Origin of the sequence: Parasphingorhabdus sp. SCSIO 66989, from assembly GCF_032852305.1 — a bacterium.
GTDB classification, from domain to species: Bacteria; Pseudomonadota; Alphaproteobacteria; order Sphingomonadales; family Sphingomonadaceae; genus Alterisphingorhabdus; species Alterisphingorhabdus coralli.
Window position 1 is genome coordinate 1985874 of sequence record NZ_CP136594.1, and the last position, 17446, is coordinate 2003319.

The window sequence follows — 17446 nt, forward strand, 5'->3', positions numbered from 1 at the left end:
AATGCTGAAATCTTCCGAACGCGATTTGGAATCACAGTAACAGCTTACTGAATCCCCAAATTTGGGCGATAACTCAGTGCAATTAGTAAACTGCCACCGTAATTCCCAATTTGCAAACTGTCACCGTAATTCGTAATTCGGTAATTCAACTCAGTCGCAATAACGCTCGATCTCAAAGGCATCAGCAGGTTGTCCCGAAAGCAAATATGCGCACCATTCATCAATGCTTTCGATCGGATCTTTCAGTACTTGCATATTGTCAACATCGTCAGCCTTCAAAACATAAAATTCTTTAAATTTCTGCTTCGTTTTGAACATAATCGAAAAGCTATTCCTAGGATCTTCACAAAGATAATGCGTTTCAATTAGGGCGCCAAGCTTCCAAAAATCGTCTTTATCTTTTGGCGCAATATCAGGAATCAGGTCAGCCAATTTTTCGAGATTCTTCTTTGAATTCTTCCAACGCTTCAAAATAGTATCAACTCTTTGCCAAACAAATGAACCACCATAGGGAAGGCCTGAGTGTGACGTTTCAGCAAAAGTGGCAAAAGGGTTCTCAAATCCATTGAACTTTGTGTAATAAGCGTGGACCAAAGGCTCAGGTAGCGCCTGGAACTTTTCTTTGCGTCCTTGCACCCAATCCGGCCTATCTTCGTTTAAGTAGGGATCGTCCCAAATTTTTAATGGCTTAACGCAAATCGCTCGTTCATGAGCTTCAAATACTGTCTTAAAGCTTTGAACCCTGCCTTTGGGCCGGTCACTTCGTAAACCAACAAACGTTGGTAGACACTCCTTAAGCAAAGTACCTGTCCGAGGTGTAACTTCACATATTTCCGAAAAAAGTTCATCTTTGGGTGTTTCAAAAATGTGCCTAATGCGCGAAGAGATGCCTTCAACTTCTGACATTACATATTCGGGCATATCTTGCCAATCTTCCACCTCAACAAGATTATAGCGACGCACTAGATCTCGAATACTACCATGCTTACTAAGTGTTGCCATCTCTCTCTTTCATTTGTTGAATTTTCCTTTCAAGCTCTTCTGCTTTCTCTAGCTGTTTATTGGCCAGCCAATCAGCATAATCTCCATCTATCGCCTCGCCTTTATAAGTTGTCCAATTTGTGCCATCTGTTGAACATTTATTACCTTTAGAGCAGTTGAGAGGGCCCTCTAGAGGCTGCCTATTGCTTTCATAAAGATCCAACTCTCGCTTCTGGGCATCTGTTAGAGCCTGATTCGAAAGTATCTCAAGCATAACAGTATTTTGCGGTTCTTCGTATAATCATACGGATGGAAGCGATGAGCGCCCATGCGGTTGAGCTTTCGATGGATGTTTCCCAGTCTTTGGCGAGGCGTCGGCATCGCCCTAGCCATGCGAAGGTGCGTTCGACGACCCATCGGCGTGGCAGGGCTTGAAAGCCCTTGGTGTGATCGGAGCGCTTGATGATTTCCATGGTCCACGCCCCCATGCCAGCCAACGTAACCCCCAGTTTTTGCCCTGCATATCCTCCGTCAGCAAAGACGTGTCGCAACCAGGGGAAGCGGTGGCGAGTTGCCGCCAGCACATCGACAGCCCCGTCACGGTCTTGAATATCGGCACTGTGGACGAGGACGAAGATCAGGAACCCGCATGTGTCGGTTATGATGTGCCGCTTCCTGCCTTTCACCTTCTTGCCCGCGTCATAACCCGATATTCCACCGCTCTCGGTGGTTTTCACGCTCTGGCTGTCGATCACGCCAGCACTGGGCGAGGCTTCGCGCCCCTCGATCTCGCGCAGGTTCATCACCAGCACCATGTTGAGCGTATCGAACAGGCCAGTGTCCCGCCATGCGTAGAAATAGCGCCGTACCGTCGACACTGGCGGAAAACACTTGGGCAGCAACCTCCATGCACATCCGGCAGAGGCAATATAGAGCAGCGCATTGACCACCTCGCGCATATCCGCCGTCCGCGGCCGACCACCACGCCTCGCCGGGGGAATGAACGGCTCCAGCAACATCCACTCCCTATCCGTCATATCCGATGGATATCGCAAACCTTCCCGGCTATGCTCAGCCCGGGCAATACCAGTCCATGCCATGCTTCACTCCTACTCTTCGCAAAGCAGGTGTGAATCACAAATGGCTGGTATTGTTCAATAACTTTCGGATCAGGCTCTGAGATATCGAGCGCGCCGCCACTGGCAATCAGACCAAATGTCTCAACGCTTGTGACGGTGTCGGTTTCGGGATCGATAACGCCATCTGCGCCTGGATCATAGCTGATCACCGGCTCGCGCGTGGCAACATTGGTAAGCGTCCCGGCAATGCTGATGATGGCGCTCTGCCCAGCGGTAATCTGGCCATCGCTGTTATCCAGCGCCAGCGCGTTCAAGGCCAGATTGGCATTGGTGGCAATCCGGCCATCGCGATTATTGATGCTGTCAGCGCTGATGCTGAGCGTGCCGCTGCCGCCATGCAGCAGAGCGCCGCCCTGGTTGATCAGCTCGGCCGCCTCGACAGTAAAGTTGGTGCCGGCAGAAAATACCTTAGCGCCGGAATAGTTGAGCGTGCCCTCACTGATCAGCGCAAAGTCACCACTGCCTGTATGATTAAGACTGGTGCCCTGCAACGAGATGCTGGCAGCAGCAAAGTCAAATTCTTCCGCCTGGATAATCGCATCATCGAGAATAAGCGTCTCAGCGGCAAAGTTCGCGGCGCCTTCTTCGCTCAAAATCTGCGCGCCGCTGCCGTTCAGCGTGGCCGCAGCGCTGATCGTCACATCGCCTGTAGAGCCGACAAAGGCGTCGACGCCAAGCACCAGATCACCGGCAAGCGCGCGCACTATGAGCGCCTCACTGCCCGAGACCGTGCTGCCGCCCAAATCCATATTGGCTGCGATCAATGTGGTGCGAGCGGTGCTGCGTATCTCCGCGCCGTCAGCGCTGATCGTGCCGCTGCTCTCCAGCTCCAGCCCGCCTGCCCCCAATGCAATCATCCGGCTATTGCCAAGCGCCATGCTGTCAGCACTGATCGCCATGGCTGTGCCTGCCTCAAACTGGCTGGTGATGGCATCACCCGCGCTACCGGCAACAATATCCGCAGCGGCGATGGTGAGTGCATCTGCGGTCAATATCTGGCCGCTATTGGCAAGATCACCCTCAAGCGTGATATCGAGCGCGCCCAATGCGGTGATCGCGCCTGCATTATCAAGCGATGCGGCGGTGACACCAAGCGCGCCATTGGAACCGATGCTGCCACTATTGGTGATGGCATCAGCAATAGCCAGCGTAAACGCTCCATCGCCGGAATGGCCGATCTCGCCGCTATTATTAAGGCTGCCCGCCTCCAGCGTGATATCGGCGCTGTTGAGCGAGATGCGTCCGGCATTGTCCAGCAGCTGGGTGGTAATGGACGAGCCTGCCGCCCCTACAGCGGCAAATTGTGGGTCCGCATCGGGATCATCGCTGGGCAGCTGCACCAGGCGGCCACTGGTGATCACGCCTTGTGTACCCAATTCAATCGCAGCGGCATGCAAAGTAAGCAGATCAGCCTGCAGCGCGCCATCAGCAATGCTAAGCGCGCCGCCAATGGCGATATCCGCGCTATTGGCCCCGGCGACAACAGCGCCACTGTCAATGCTGACACTGTCCGCCACAGTAAGCGATAAATCGCTGCCCGCCACCAGCTGACTGCCCAGCCCTGCCACAGTAAGCGTCCCGACAGTGCCGCTTACCGCGCCATTGCCGCCAAGCACAGCATTGCTGTTGCTCAGCCTGTCCGCGACATCAAGGCTAAGGGCTGCATCACCGGCTGCAATGATCCGCGCTGCTAGAACCTCACCTTCCGCCAGCTGCTCAGCTGTCAATGTCTGGCTGCTGCTATTTTCCAGCGTGTCTGCTGCAATTGAAAGACTTGCCGTGGCCTGGACCAGCCCGTCCACATTGCTGATAGTATCTGCGCGGAGCGCCAGCTTATCACCAAGGATCGTGCCGCTATTGCTGAGGCTATTACTCGCTATATCAAGCGCGCCGGTGGCAACAATCACACCGCTGCTCTCTGCTGTCGCTAGATTATTAATTGCACCGCTAATGCTGATTGTAAGGTCTGCTGGTGCCCCACCGCTTTCACCGGCGGCCAGCACGCCGCTATTTTCAAGCGCAGCAGCGTTTATCGTCGCATTGCCAAGGCTGAAGATGGTGCCACCTGCATTGTCGAGGCGACCGCCAAGCGCAATATCCATGCTGCCGAGCGACTGCACCAGCCCGGCCTGATTGCTCAGCTGATCGGCAGTGAGCGCAAGCGAAGAACCAGCCTGAACCGTACCGCCTGCAAGCGAAACGGTCTGAGCATCCAGGCTAAGCGCCTCGCTTGCGAGCAGCACGCCGTCAGCGCCCAAAGACACCATGCCATTGGCAGCAGTTAGAGCCGCATTGCCGCCATCAATCTGCCCATTGCCAATGGCAATATCGCCAGCAAACGCGGTGATGCGCGCATCGCCCAGCGCGCCGATGCGCATATCATCACCAAGCGCAAAATCTGCGGCAATGATGTCAGCATCACCTGCAGAAAAAAGTGTGCCCACAGCATCCGCACTGCCGCTCATGGTGACATTGAGGCTGGCACCATCACCCTGGGCGATAATCCGCCCCTCTGTGCCCTCCAGGCTGTCGACATCGAGGCTAAGCGCGCCCAGCGCTTCAATACTGCCTGCAGCATTGCTAAGGGCTCCGGCATGCACATCAAGCGCACCAGAGCTCGCAATCAGGCCAAAGGTCTCGATAGTGGCAATGGCATCAGTTTCAGGATCAACGATACCATCTTCGCCCGGATCATAGCTGATCACCGGCGCGCGGGTTGCATCATTGATAAGGCTGTCGGCAACCGTAATCGCACCACTCAGCGCCGCGGTAATCTGCCCATCGGTGTTATCCAGCCTTATGGCATTAAGCGTTAAAGCGCCATTGGTCGCAATCCGGCCATCGCGGTTGTTGATGCTGGCCGCATCAATGCTGAGCGCGCCTGAGCCTGCATGCAGCAGCGAACCGCCCGCATTGATCAGTTCGCTCGCACCAATGGTAAAATTGGTGCCGGCAGAATAAATCTCTGCGCCCGAATAATCGAGCGTGCCAGCACTTTGCAGCACAAAATCATCGCTGCCATTATGGCGCAGGCTGGTGCGCTGCAAAGAAAGGCTGTCAGCATCAAGCGCAAAACGCTCCATCTGGACAATCGCATCATCGAGCACCAGATCGCCCGCGCTAAAGCTGGCAAGCGCGCCACTGATAATCTCGGTGCCGCTCGCCTCTATCCGGTTGGCCGCGCCGAGCACGATATCGCCATCAGAACGTAAAGACGCACCCGGTGCCAGCACCAGATCGCCCGTGGCCGCATCCAGCGATATGCCGGTGACGCCGGTTAGCTGACTGTTGCCAAGATCGATGCTGTTGGCCGCCATGGCCATGGCCGCACCTGCCTCAAACTGGCTGGTCGCCGCATCGGAGCTGCTGCCTGCAACAATCGTGGTTGCTGTGATGTCGAGCGCGCCGCCCGACAATATCTGGCCGCTATTTACAAGATCAGCCGCAAGCGCGATATCGAGCGCGCCCAAGGCCGTGATTGCGCCGCTATTATCGAGCGATGCTGCGGTCAAACCCAGCGCGCCATTAGAGCCGATACTGCCGCTATTGGTGATGCTATCGGTAACCGAGAGAGCAAACGCACCATCACCCGAATGCACAATCTGGCCACTATTCTTGAGGCTTCCAGCCTCCAGCGCGATATCTGCGCTGTTAAGCGAGATACGTCCGGCATTCTCAAGGGCCTGGGTGGTAATGGACGAGCCTGGAGCGCCCATAGCAACCAATTGCAGCGGCGCATCGGGATCATCATTGGGCACAGCCACCAGGCGGCCAGCGGCAATCGCACCCTCTGCGCCAAGGCTAATCGAAGCTGCATTGAGCGTCAGCAGATCGCCCTGCAGCGCGCCATCAGTGATAGTCAGCGCGCCGCCAATGGCGATATTGGCACTATTGCCACCGGCAATAACCGCCCCTGTATCGATGCTAACATCTTGCGCCACATCCAGCGTCAGATCGCTACCAGCGACCAGCTGAGCCCCCAGCCCCGCCATATCGAGCGCGCCGACACTCGCGCTCACCGCGCCATTGCCGCCGAGTATCGCGTTGCTGTTGCTAAGCGCGTCTGCCACATCAAGATTGAGCGCGCCGTCATTGAGCGCAACAATTCTCGCTGTAACACTTTCACCATCGGCAATCTGCTCAGCCGTCAGCGCCTCACTGCCGCGATTATCGATGCTCGCAGCAACAATATCCAATGTGCCGGTCGACTGGATCAGGCCATCCACATTGGAAAGCGCATCAGCAGTAATCGCCAGACTGGCCCCTTCCAGCCTGCCTGCAAGATTTTGCAATTCGCCCGTGTCAACGACCACCGCATTGCCGCTAATCAGCCCGGCATTGCCAAGGCTTGCCGTCTCGATATCCAGCGTGGTCGCGGATCTCAGACCGCCATTGGCATCCAGCACAATATCGCCGCCTGTCACCACAAGGCTGCCTGCTTCGACACTGGCATTGATCGCCATGCTCTCGCCTGCAAGACTCACCGCCTCGCTTGCAACAGCACGGGCATTGATGCTGAGCGTATCTTGCGCATTGAGCGTCAGATTGCCTGCTTGCGTTAACCGGCCATCACGCGCCAGCCCGGCAGCCCAGGTGGCAGATGAACTGATATTCTCAGCATTGACCGCAATATCGCTGCCACTCGCCACCAGCCCGCTGGTGCTGACCTCGGCCGCATCAATCCCGACCGCGCCATCGGCATAGACAAGCCCTGTATTGTCAAAACCGCTCGCACTGGTGAACTCGGCTTGCGCTTCGCTGGTCACAAGACCGTTTATGCTGATCGTGCCGTCTGCGCTTAAAGAAAGTCCGGAATCAAAAGCCGCCAAACGGCCATCGACATTGACGCCCAGCCCGGCTTCGGTGCCGATCATCCGGATCGCGCGCGCATACATGCCGCCTAATGCTGCCACATCCAAGGCAAATTGCGGCGCATCGGCAAGCGCGGTTTGCGGCGCGGTGACGGTAATCGTATCGCCATCAACCCGGGCTTCGCCGGTGCCGGTGACCATAGTGATCTCATCTGCCCAGACTTCGGCATTGAGCGTCACTGCCCGGGCGAAAAGGTTAAGCCGTGCACCGCTGGCGTTCAGACCCGTGCCACCGACCGCAATCGTGCCCTGGCCTATATCATAGCCGGTGAGATTACCCGCCGCATCGCGCAGCGTGCCTGCTGCAGCGAGACTAACGGTCGGGCTATTGATAAAGCCGCAGCCATTACATTCCAGACCATTAGGGTTAGCGATCACCAATTCAGCAGGCGCACCGGCAATTTCGATAAAGCCGTTGAGGTAGGACCGCTCGGTGCCGACAACCTCATTGATAATCAGCGAGGCCGTGCCGCCACGCAGATTGCGGTTGCCATCAATATAACCGGCTAAATTGGTAAGAACGATATCATCGCTGTTGTTGAGGATAAGACCCCTGTCATCGACATTAAACCGCTCATAGCTGTTATAGCTGGTGCCATTGCTATTGGGCGTCGCAATATTGACAATCGGCGTGCCATTAGCCCCGGCTTCCAAATTGGTGCGACCCGAAGAGGAACCTGGTGTTGGTGTAATGATGACAGGGGTATCGCGCACCATGCCGGTGCGTGATTGAGCAAGCGCAGGCGTGGCAAGCGGCGAACTGACTACCGAAGCCATCAGCACCGAAGCAATAAATTTGCGTAAGTGCGAGTGCGAGCGCGCAGGCTTTGCAGCGGCGTGCGAAGCGCCCCGATGTGAGGAGGTTCTGGTCATTTTCATATACTCCAACCCAGGGCTACGCCAAAGCGCAGATCATTTTGCTGGAACGCTGCCCGTTTAATCGGCAATGCCGCAAAGCCATCCAGCGTCAGCCCCTTCCATGCGGCGCGCAGGCCTAACCCGGCCCCGGCAATGCCGTCATTGCCATTCACTTTGCCCATATCGAGAAAGGCGAAAGGGCTAAAAATATCGCCCAAAGGCCCAGGCAACCGTCCGCGCAGTTCCTGGCGCATAAAAAAACCGCTGCGCCCGATCAGCGCCCGATCAACATCAAAACCCCGCACGGTAAACGGCCCGCCAATCGCAATCGCATCGGCGCCATAAAGATTTTGATCGCTATATTGCGCCCGGATCGTGGTGTTCCAGCTGTCAAAGAACCCTTCATTCGCGCCGGTGTTAAACGGAATGGTGACGCTAATATCGGCGCTGGCAATTCTGTAGCGCGCTGTGGGCAATTCTTCAGGACGGCTATCATTTTCATCCTGCGCGCCGAATATGTCGAGGCCAAAGCGCATCGCAAATTGGCTATCCACACGGATATCGCCAAAATAGCGTCGATCGAGCAGTGCTGCGGTCAGATCCGTCACATCCTGACGCTGAATGCCAATCTCGACATCATCGATAAAGTTGCGCGCCCAGCGGCGCGACAATGATCCGCGTACCGCCGTGCGCGAGGTCTGAGTGCGGCCAATCACCCGCTCGGCAAATCCCGACACGGTGCGCAAGCGACCACTGGTCTCAAAGTCACGCACCTCACCCAGCACCTGTTGGCTATAGTCATTGGCCGAACCCGACACCCCAAAGGTCCACCAGCCTAAAGGAAAAGTAAGACTACCAAAAAAGCCCGAACTATCACCCGGCACATCCGGTTCAGCTATGCGTGTATTATAGGACAAGCTTAAAATTTCTGATGCGCCGAGCAGGCCCAAGGTCGCAATCTGTGCATTGCCCTGCCAATTGCCAACCGTATCGCCCGCATAATTATTAACGCCCAGCGAAGCAGACAAATAGCGCGGCTGCTCAGATGTGACCGCCAGCACCGTCTCGCCCGGCGCTTCGCCGGGCTCTAAATCGACATTAACCTCGCGCCCCTGGATGCGGCGCATCTGTTCCAAGCCCTGCTCCAACGCCCGTAAATCAACAATATCGCCACCATCCACAGGCGAGGCGACATCCCAGGTAAAGGCTTTTGCCTCCCCATTGGTGGTAACGCCGCTGGCAACGCCCGGCACCACCTGAACAATCAGAGTTCCACTGGCGAGATTTTGTTCGGGCAGGCCCGCACGGGTTGTTATCAACCCGCGATCCAGAAAGGCAGCTTGTAAAGAGCGCAGGATATAATCGAGACCCTGAGAACCGGCACAGCGGCCGCGATATTGCTCCAGAAAGCCCGGCACCCATTGCAAGCGGCTATGCTGCGCGCCGGCAACTGCGATCTCTTTAATCGCAAAACAGGCCTCTTCTTCAGGGAACTCACCCAGCACCGGTGCTTTTGCATCATCAAGCCGCGCCACCGGGGCCCGCTCACGCGCCGCCCGCTCCGCCGCCTCACGCTGTGCCTTGATCCGCGCCTGCTCTGCCTGTGCCTGAGAGTTCTGAGACAATCCCGTCTGCCCTGTCTGCGCCATGGCCAAAGACCCCGACAACAAAAACCCAGCCATGCCCATTAATAGAGCAGCACGTGTAATCATAAATCGCCCAGTTTATAGTAAAAGATGTGCGCCCGATTTTATTATCTGCGCAGCAAATTTCTAAAAATTGGCGTTTCTTACAATTAAAGAGTCGTAACTGGCAATGTAGCATTGGCCCGTTATCTACATATATAGCGTATTATTCTGGCGCAATAGGGTGGTTTGCAAGCCAAAATGGATGTTGTTGGATGCGTGGCCAGCAGCGGTCGGGGGCACTTAACCATTAGCCGAGTTCTGACGGCCATTGGACTAATGAAGTCCCGCTCGCCCTTGCATACAACACTTCTAGCCGGGAGCTGGCGAAATTCCTATTTCTTCTGAATGCAGGACTTGCTGCAAGGCCAGATACCATGCCCACCGGCGATGAAGTCCGCCTCCTCATCGGTGATCTGGTATTTGCGTCCGATCCTGAAAAGGATGGAACCCATATCCATGTTCCTTTCATCAAGGAAGTATTCTACGCTCCAGCGCCAATTTGGGTTTGTTCGCGCAGAGTCTTCCGTTTTCTTCTTGGTCATCGCATCATTCCTTTTCAAAAACAGGCTGGACCCTGGGCGACATCCTGACAAACTCACGCTTGCGTCTTCCCTGATAGTCCAGCAGCTGGAATTCCTTCCCCATATCCTGATCATGAAACGCCAAAAGCTCACAGTGGCGATATGGATTGATATAGATATTTGCGCTGCGGATCTCATCCATCCCATTGGCCACCAGTGTCTGTACGATACAGTCCACGGCGTCCAGAAACTCATGCGCGCTATAAGCGCCGCTCATCCGAATTCGCATTGATTACCTCCTAAGCCGACCTTCAAAAAGCCGGGTCGTGGTAACACCCGCGACTGAGTCCGAGCGCGCTGCCGTCTTTGGGCAGAGCCTTGGACATGCACGACAGCGACCCGGCCAGAATGCTCTGGCCAAGGCTCAGTCGTGCATCAGGGTTACCACGCCCCGTGCCGCGTTTTCGATGCGGCAGGGTTATGTTGCATAGATGAAAGCCGATGTCATCTCCCCACGCAAAACAAGCAACGAGAAGCTGAGACAAAACTGTATTCACACTCCTGCGTGCTATCCGAGCAAGCATTGTCTCCTATGAGTCAAATCAGTTATATCAATAAATGGCAGCGGACCTGCACAACCGCGGGATGAAATGGTCCCAGTTCTAACCACAAACCCTACTCGCCAAGCGTGGCTTGGTTAGTCCTTGCGCGATGATGAATCTTGATTGCGCTGAAGCCCGTCGCAGTGCGACGGGTCCAAAGAAGAAGCAGGCCAAGCGCTGCGCTAGTTTGAGGGCTGCGCGCTAGCCCTGCTTCTTCGGGCATTGAATAGCCCATAGCTTAAGGTTGATCTTGAAGAGTCTCATTTCTAAAAAACTTGAAACTGTCTCTTTTCTAAAGCACGCTAACACATATATGTCATCTCAAACTAAGCCCCTCTCTGACAAGCCTGTGCAAGTTGAAGCTGACCTTCGACCTCTTGCGACAATCATGCAGCGGCTTCGTGATCCTGATGACGGCTGTCCATGGGATCTGGCTCAGGATTTCTCGACCATTGCGCCTTATACCGTTGAGGAAGCTTATGAAGTAGCCGACGCGATTGATCGTGACGATATGGACGACCTTCGTGGCGAGCTTGGCGATCTGTTACTGCAGGTCGTGTTTCACAGTCAGATGGCCAGCGAAGCCGGGCATTTCACACTCCAGCAAGTGATCGATGGCATCTGCGGTAAGATGATTGCGCGGCATCCGCATATCTTTGCTGATCAGGCGGTTGAGCAATGGGATTGGGAAGACATCAAGAAACGCGAACGCGCCGAGAAAGGCATGTCGAGCGCGCTCGATGGCGTAGCGCAGGCGCAACCTGCACTGATGCGCGCCGAGAAACTGCAAAAGCGGGCCGCACGGACTGGCTTTGACTGGCCTCAGGCGCAGAGTTGTGCGGCTAAGTTGGAAGAAGAAATGGCTGAATTGGCCGATACCCGAACCGATGTGGAGCGCCATGAAGAGGCGGGCGACCTGCTCTTCGCCGCGGTTAATCTGGTGCGGCATTACGGTGTTGATCCCGAAACCGCGTTGCGTGATGCCAATCGCAAATTTGAGCGGCGCTTCAAAGCGATGGAAAGTGAAGCCAAAGGCGCATTTGAAACGCTGTCGCTTGATGAGCAGGAAGCGCTTTGGCAGCAGGTCAAGCGTTCGGAGGCAAAGACTGGCTAGCGGCGCGATACATGCGCCAGAAACGCGACCAGTCAGCCGGAGCCATCCCGACGGTCAGGTCACAATATTCAGCATCACTGCTGCTGTTGAGAACATGTCCATGCTCATGCAACCATGCAATTTGTCGGCCTTCGCTATGGGCTATGCGAACGGTTTCTACCTTTTCACCGCTGCGCAACATCGCCGCCATGACGTCACGCAGCTGGTCCAACCCTTCCCCGCTTTGGGCTGATACCAATATTGCAGGCTCTTCAGACTGTTGCATGGCAAAATGTGCATCGGCGCGCTGGTCATCGTCAAGCAAATCGGCTTTGTTCCAGACTTCGAGCAGTTGTGCCCCCTCGCCTCCGTCTTGATCACGTAAAACAACGCCGATTTCTGACAGCACTGCTTCTACATCAGCTTTCTGCTCACCGCTTAAAGGGTGCGCGATATCACGCACATGCAGAATAAGGTCGGCGGCCAACACTTCCTCCAGCGTCGCGCGGAAAGCAGCGATGAGTTGGGTTGGCAGATCAGAGACGAAACCCACCGTGTCCGACAGGATGGCCTTAGCGATGCCGGGTAATTCAATCGCGCGCATGGTTGGGTCAAGCGTAGCGAACAGCATGTCACGCGCCATGACATCGCTGTCGGTCAATCGGTTAAACAGCGTCGATTTGCCTGCATTGGTATAGCCAACCAGAGCAACCAGCGGCCACCCTTGCCTCTGGCGGCGATTGCGCTGAATACCGCGGGTGCGAGTGACTTCGCGCAATTCGCGCCGCAACCGGGCGCGGCGTTCATTGAGCATACGCCGGTCAGATTCGATCTGCGTTTCGCCGGGACCTCCGAGAAAGCCGAAACCGCCGCGTTGCCGCTCCAAGTGAGTCCAGCTACGCACAAGACGCCCGGCCTGATAATCGAGATGCGCCAATTCAACCTGCAGCCTGCCCTCTTGCGTGGCGGCACGATCGCCAAAGACCTCAAGGATCAGCCCGGTGCGATCAATCACCTTGACCTTCAACTCGGTTTCGAGATTGCGTTGCTGAATAGCGCTGAGCGCACCATCGACGATTAGCAATTCTGCCTCATATGCAGTTATGAGCGCGCTCAGCTCGTCCAACTGGCCCTTGCCCAGCAACGTCGCCGGTCGAATTGTGCGCAGCATATAGGCCTTGCTTGCCACGACATTGATGGCAATGGCATCGGCGAGTCCCCTCGCCTCCTCAAGCCTTTCTTCATGGCTTATGCCGGGATGTTGGCCAATGTCAGGGTAAACAAGCAGCGCGCGGGCTCCATAGCTGATTCCCTCACGCTCATCCAACGGTACAAAGGTATCACTCACAAAACGGTAATTTCTCAATCATTTACGGCGCCGTCGTCCCATTCACTGGTGAGGTCAATCGGGCCGCCAGGCTGCACGGTAGAAACAGCATGCTTATAAGCCAATTGTGCCATGCCATCGCGCTGCAGCAACATACAAAACAGGTCATAGGCGGCTACATTGCCCTGCAGCATGACGCCATTGACCAAAAACATGGTCACAGGGGTTTCGGAAGTTTGCACCGCGCTCAGGAAAATATCCTGTAAATTCTTATTCTTGCTGCGGCTTTCTGAGGAATAGTTGTAGAACTCTTCAAGGTCCATTTGCTGTGATGGCATGATAGTCGAGATCGCATGCTTGTAAACCAGTTGCGATTGGCCATCGCGGCGCAGCAATATGGAAAAGTTATCGAACCAGGTCACGACGCCCTGAAGCTTTACCCCTTTGACCAGAAACATGGTCACCGGCATACGGTTCTTGCGTAAAGTGTTCAGGAACAAATCCTGTAATGAAGTAGCCTTTTCGGTCATTGGACCCCTTTCTTATATCATTATCAAGGTCACTTAGTGTCACAACACTGATTTCATTATCCGATCTGCAATGACAATTCCACTATCTTGTAAAGCCCAAGTTACATTATTGTAAAGCTGGTGTTACAGCAGTTCTGCTCAAGCTTGGCCGTCCGTCTTGCGCTCATTCAGACCAAGCAGCTTCAGTTTGCGGTGAAGCGCCGAGCGTTCCATGCCAATAAAGGTCGCAGTCTTGGAGATATTGCCGGAGAATCTGCGGATCTGAACCTTGAGATACTCGCGCTCGAAATTCTCTCGTGCCTCACGCAGCGGCACGCCGGTCAATGTAGACACGCCAAGGCCCTGATCGCTGTCTCCCTGGACAATCTCGGTCGGAAGCATGTCGATCTCGATCTGCGATACCTCTCCATGCGGTGCCAGGATGACCATGCGCTCGACCAAATTACGCAATTGCCGCACATTGCCGGGCCAGTCATAGCTTTGCAGCGCCGCCATTGCTTCGCTACTGACGACAGGAGACGTCATGCCGTGCTCAACCGCCAATCGGGTGAGATAATGCTCAACCAGAGGTGGAATATCATCACGACGTTCGGTCAATGGAGGAATGGCTACGGGAACCACATTCAAACGATAGAACAGATCTTCTCGAAACCGGCCCTCGGAAATCTCGGTCTGCAGCTCCTTTGATGTCGCGGAAACGAAGCGCACATCGACCTTGATCTGGCGGTCGCCACCGACGCGCATAAAGCTCTGTTCGGTAAGCACCCGCAGGATTTTTGCCTGTGTGGAAACCGGCATATCGGCGACTTCATCAAGGAAGAGTGTCCCACCGTGCGCACGTTCCAGGAGCCCGGTTTGGACCAGCTTTCCGTTTTGCTCCTGGCCGAACAGCTGCTCCTCAAACCGATCCGGCGTCATCCGGGCGGAGCTCACAGTAATAAAGGGCGCATCTGCCCGCGGGCTCCAGCTATGAAGCAATCGTCCCGCTACCTCTTTGCCCACGCCTGCAGGGCCAGTGATAAGCAAACGGCTTCCTGTGGTTGCCACCTTCTTAAGGGTCGCGCGAACAGAGTTTATCGCCGAGGAATTGCCATGAAGCTCCTCGGCTACCCCTATCCTTTGACGCAACTGGGCGTTTTCCCGCCGCAATCTGTCGGTTTCGGTGGCGCGGGCAACCAGGTGGATCAGGCGCTCAGCTTCAAACGGTTTCTCGATAAAGTCCATTGCGCCGCGCGATACGGCGGATACTGCCGTGTCAATATTGCCATGGCCAGAGAATATCAGCACGGGCAGTTCCGGATCACGCTCCTTGACCGCGTCCAGAATTTCGAGGCCATCAAGCTTGCTGCCCTTAAGCCATACATCGAGGAGCAATAGCGCGGGACGGCGCTCATCTATCGCCTGTAGAGCGGAATCGCTATCCCCCGCGGTACGGCAGGTATAGCCCTCATCCTCAAGCACGCCCGCGACAAGCTCGCGGATATCTTTTTCATCATCAACAATCAGTACGTCGAGCGCCATATTATTCACTTACCGGGTCAGGAGAAATGCTTGTATCAAAGGTTAGGGTGACCTTTGCACCGCCAAGATCAGAGGTGGCAAAGGCGATGGTACCGAAATGCTCCTCGACGATCTTCTTAACGATCGCCAAGCCAAGGCCCGTGCCCTTATCTCTGGTGGTCACATAAGGTTCGATCAGATGGTCATGATCGTCCGGAAGGCCAATGCCATCATCACTGATAATCACATCAACCGAGTTCTCATGCGCCTCAATTGATACTGAGATATTGCCCGTCGGCATTTGCTCAGAGTCACCATGGTCCACGCTCTCATTATCGGAGTCGGATCGTGTTTCAATCGCTTCAGCTGCGTTTTTGAGAAGGTTGATAATCGCTTGTGAAATCTGCCTTCGGTCGCAGGAAAAGCCCTGCTCTGCGACATTGTGATCTGTCGTGTAGGTGATACCCGGATTGGCAACGCGTTGCATAAACACCGCCTGACGCACCAGATCGACCAGATTTTCGTCGCGAAAAACCGGCTTCGGCATCCGTGCAAAGGACGAGAATTCATCAACCATATTGCGCAGATCGCCCACCTGGCGGATAATGGTTTCGGTGAGTTGCTGGAAAGTATCCGTATCCTCGCCAATCGCTTTGCCAAAGCGGCGTTTGAGCCGTTCCGCAGCTAGCTGGATCGGTGTTAGTGGGTTTTTTATTTCGTGCGCGATACGGCGGGCTACATCGGACCAGGCCGCCTGTCTTTGATCGAGTAGCTGCTGGGTAATGTCATCAAAGGTTATCACCTGCCCCATGCCACCCGGGCTGCTGCGCGCGGCCAAGGTCAACATGTCATTGCCGCGACGAAACTGGACCACTGCCCTGCCCTCATCACTCTGGGCAACGTCCGCCAGAAATGGCGCAACATCGGATAAGGGGCGATCCACATAGCTTTGATTGTCATCGATCAACAGCTCTTGTGCCGAGCTGTTCATCAGCTGGATAACGCCTTTTTCATCCACCGAGATGATCCCGGCGCTGACTGACTCCACAACCGTTTGCATAAAGGCGCGGCGTTCGTCGAGCTGATGGTTGGCGCGGATCAGAGCCTGCCGCTGATCGTCCAATTTCTCGGTCATGCTGTTAAATGCACGACCCAACATGCTGACTTCATCGCGCGCGCCGGTATCGGTAACGCGTGTCGCCAGATTGCCACGGCTTACCTCACGCGAAGCGCCCACTAGATCGCTGAGCGGTGCCACCATCCGGTCGGCAAATTTGACCGCTACCCAAAGCGCAATTGTCAGCAGCAGCAGCGAGACCAGATATAGCGCAACATTGAAGCGTAGCTGTAATGATCGGGTGCGTCCGGAAAGTTCATCATAGTCGCTAAGCACTGCCCGGGCCCGCTCCCATTGACTAAGCGCCAATTGGCTTGATGCTCTTGATGCATAAAGCAGCACCTCGCCTTCAGCATCGAGCGCGGTGACAGACTCAATGCGGTCATCAGTGAAAGACAGAGCTACATCATTGCCAGACGCCAGTTCTTGCAACATCTCCGGAGTCACGCGAGAAGCAAGGTTGCGGTTTTCCGGATCGACAATAACAGCGGTGCGCAGCATACCATCATCGCCGCGTTCCAATATCGCGGATTCATTGAGCTGGCGGTATACCACTTGATAGGAATAGCCCTCGGCAAATTCCGGACTGTCAATCTGCGCCTGCGTTAGATAATCACGTAAATCCCCTGCCATAGCGAGGGTTTCATTGCGCACATCGCGGGCACTCTGGTCATTATAGCCTAGCGCCAGTTCGTTGGCGTTTTCCAGCACCCCTCTGGCGCGGTCTGAATACCAGAATTCGACGCCATACTGGAACAGCAGTGAAGCGAAAAGAACCACCAAAAGTGTAGGCACCGCTGCGACAATCGCGAACAGACCAACCAGTCGTGTGTGATAGCGCCCGCTGGACCCGGCAATCGCCTTTTCCGCACGACGTTTGGCAATACGGCGTGCCATCAGTACCAGGATCATCATCGCCGGGATCAAATTGGCAATCAACAAGCTCGATGCCCAGATGGCGGGCAAGACCCTGTCCGCGGCATCTTCAGTGGTTAATATCCGTACCGTGATGGCCAGCATGACCAGCAGTAAAGCTGCCATGGACCATTCGGCAACAACATAGGGTCGCTCATTCTCGATGCCGTCATCACTGTCGGAAACGCGAAACCAGTTTGCAAAGGAGGGAAGGATATTTGCCGATGCCATTGTCAGCTTATTACAACAGAGCTGTGACAATTAAAACACAAATTGGCGCCCGCGCAATCGCTTCATCCATGAT

The 17446-nt window shown here is 55.1% G+C and carries 12 protein-coding genes; 1 reads left to right on the top strand and 11 read right to left on the bottom strand.

Translation table 11 applies throughout. The features are described 5' to 3' along the window. Positions 1-150 precede the first annotated feature (150 nt). The 7 genes from RB602_RS09225 to RB602_RS09255 form a co-directional block, all read right to left on the bottom strand. Positions 151-1002: a hypothetical protein gene (locus tag RB602_RS09225; RefSeq protein WP_317080273.1), complete on the bottom strand. Its 852-nt coding sequence runs from the start codon at positions 1000-1002 to the stop codon at positions 151-153. Beyond that, the gene (locus RB602_RS09230) at positions 989-1255 is read right to left on the bottom strand and encodes a hypothetical protein (RefSeq protein WP_317080274.1); all 267 of its coding nucleotides are present in this window, start codon (positions 1253-1255) and stop codon (positions 989-991) included. Before RB602_RS09230 ends, RB602_RS09225 begins: the two co-directional genes overlap by 14 nt. Further along, on the bottom strand, positions 1248-2081 hold the full coding sequence (locus RB602_RS09235) for an IS5 family transposase (protein WP_317080037.1): 834 nt from the start codon (positions 2079-2081) through the stop codon (positions 1248-1250). Before RB602_RS09235 ends, RB602_RS09230 begins: the two co-directional genes overlap by 8 nt. Further along, positions 2015-7864 (bottom strand): two-partner secretion domain-containing protein, encoded by a 5850-nt coding sequence (locus RB602_RS09240; protein ID WP_317080275.1) that lies wholly within the window; start codon positions 7862-7864, stop codon positions 2015-2017. Before RB602_RS09240 ends, RB602_RS09235 begins: the two co-directional genes overlap by 67 nt. Before the next feature lie 2 nt (positions 7865-7866). Beyond that, positions 7867-9498, bottom strand: coding sequence for a ShlB/FhaC/HecB family hemolysin secretion/activation protein (locus RB602_RS09245; RefSeq protein ID WP_317080276.1), 1632 nt, complete (start codon positions 9496-9498; stop codon positions 7867-7869). A gap of 371 nt (positions 9499-9869) precedes the next feature. Beyond that, complete coding sequence (locus RB602_RS09250; protein ID WP_317080277.1) at positions 9870-10079, bottom strand: hypothetical protein; 210 nt, start codon at positions 10077-10079, stop codon at positions 9870-9872. Between the two features lie 4 nt (positions 10080-10083). Further along, positions 10084-10335, bottom strand: a complete 252-nt coding sequence (locus RB602_RS09255; protein ID WP_317080278.1) for a hypothetical protein — start codon at positions 10333-10335, stop codon at positions 10084-10086. A 713-nt stretch (positions 10336-11048) separates the two neighbouring features. On the opposite strand from RB602_RS09255, the gene mazG reads away from it, so the two are divergent. Beyond that, complete coding sequence (gene mazG / locus RB602_RS09260; RefSeq protein WP_317080279.1) at positions 11049-11774, top strand: nucleoside triphosphate pyrophosphohydrolase; 726 nt, start codon at positions 11049-11051, stop codon at positions 11772-11774. Here the strand turns inward: mazG and hflX are convergent. The 4 genes from hflX to RB602_RS09280 all read right to left on the bottom strand — a co-directional run bounded on the left by hflX (position 11746) and on the right by RB602_RS09280 (position 17373). After that, positions 11746-13101 (bottom strand): GTPase HflX, encoded by a 1356-nt coding sequence (gene hflX / locus RB602_RS09265; protein ID WP_317080280.1) that lies wholly within the window; start codon positions 13099-13101, stop codon positions 11746-11748. The two genes, mazG and hflX, sit on opposite strands and share 29 nt — an antisense overlap. 14 nt (positions 13102-13115) lie before the next feature. Then, positions 13116-13610: an RNA chaperone Hfq gene (gene hfq / locus RB602_RS09270; protein WP_317080281.1), complete on the bottom strand. Its 495-nt coding sequence runs from the start codon at positions 13608-13610 to the stop codon at positions 13116-13118. A gap of 138 nt (positions 13611-13748) precedes the next feature. Beyond that, positions 13749-15131 (bottom strand): nitrogen assimilation response regulator NtrX, encoded by a 1383-nt coding sequence (gene ntrX, locus RB602_RS09275; RefSeq protein WP_317080282.1) that lies wholly within the window; start codon positions 15129-15131, stop codon positions 13749-13751. A gap of 1 nt (position 15132) precedes the next feature. Next, positions 15133-17373: a sensor histidine kinase gene (locus RB602_RS09280; protein ID WP_317080283.1), complete on the bottom strand. Its 2241-nt coding sequence runs from the start codon at positions 17371-17373 to the stop codon at positions 15133-15135. Between the last annotated feature and the right edge of the window lie 73 nt (positions 17374-17446).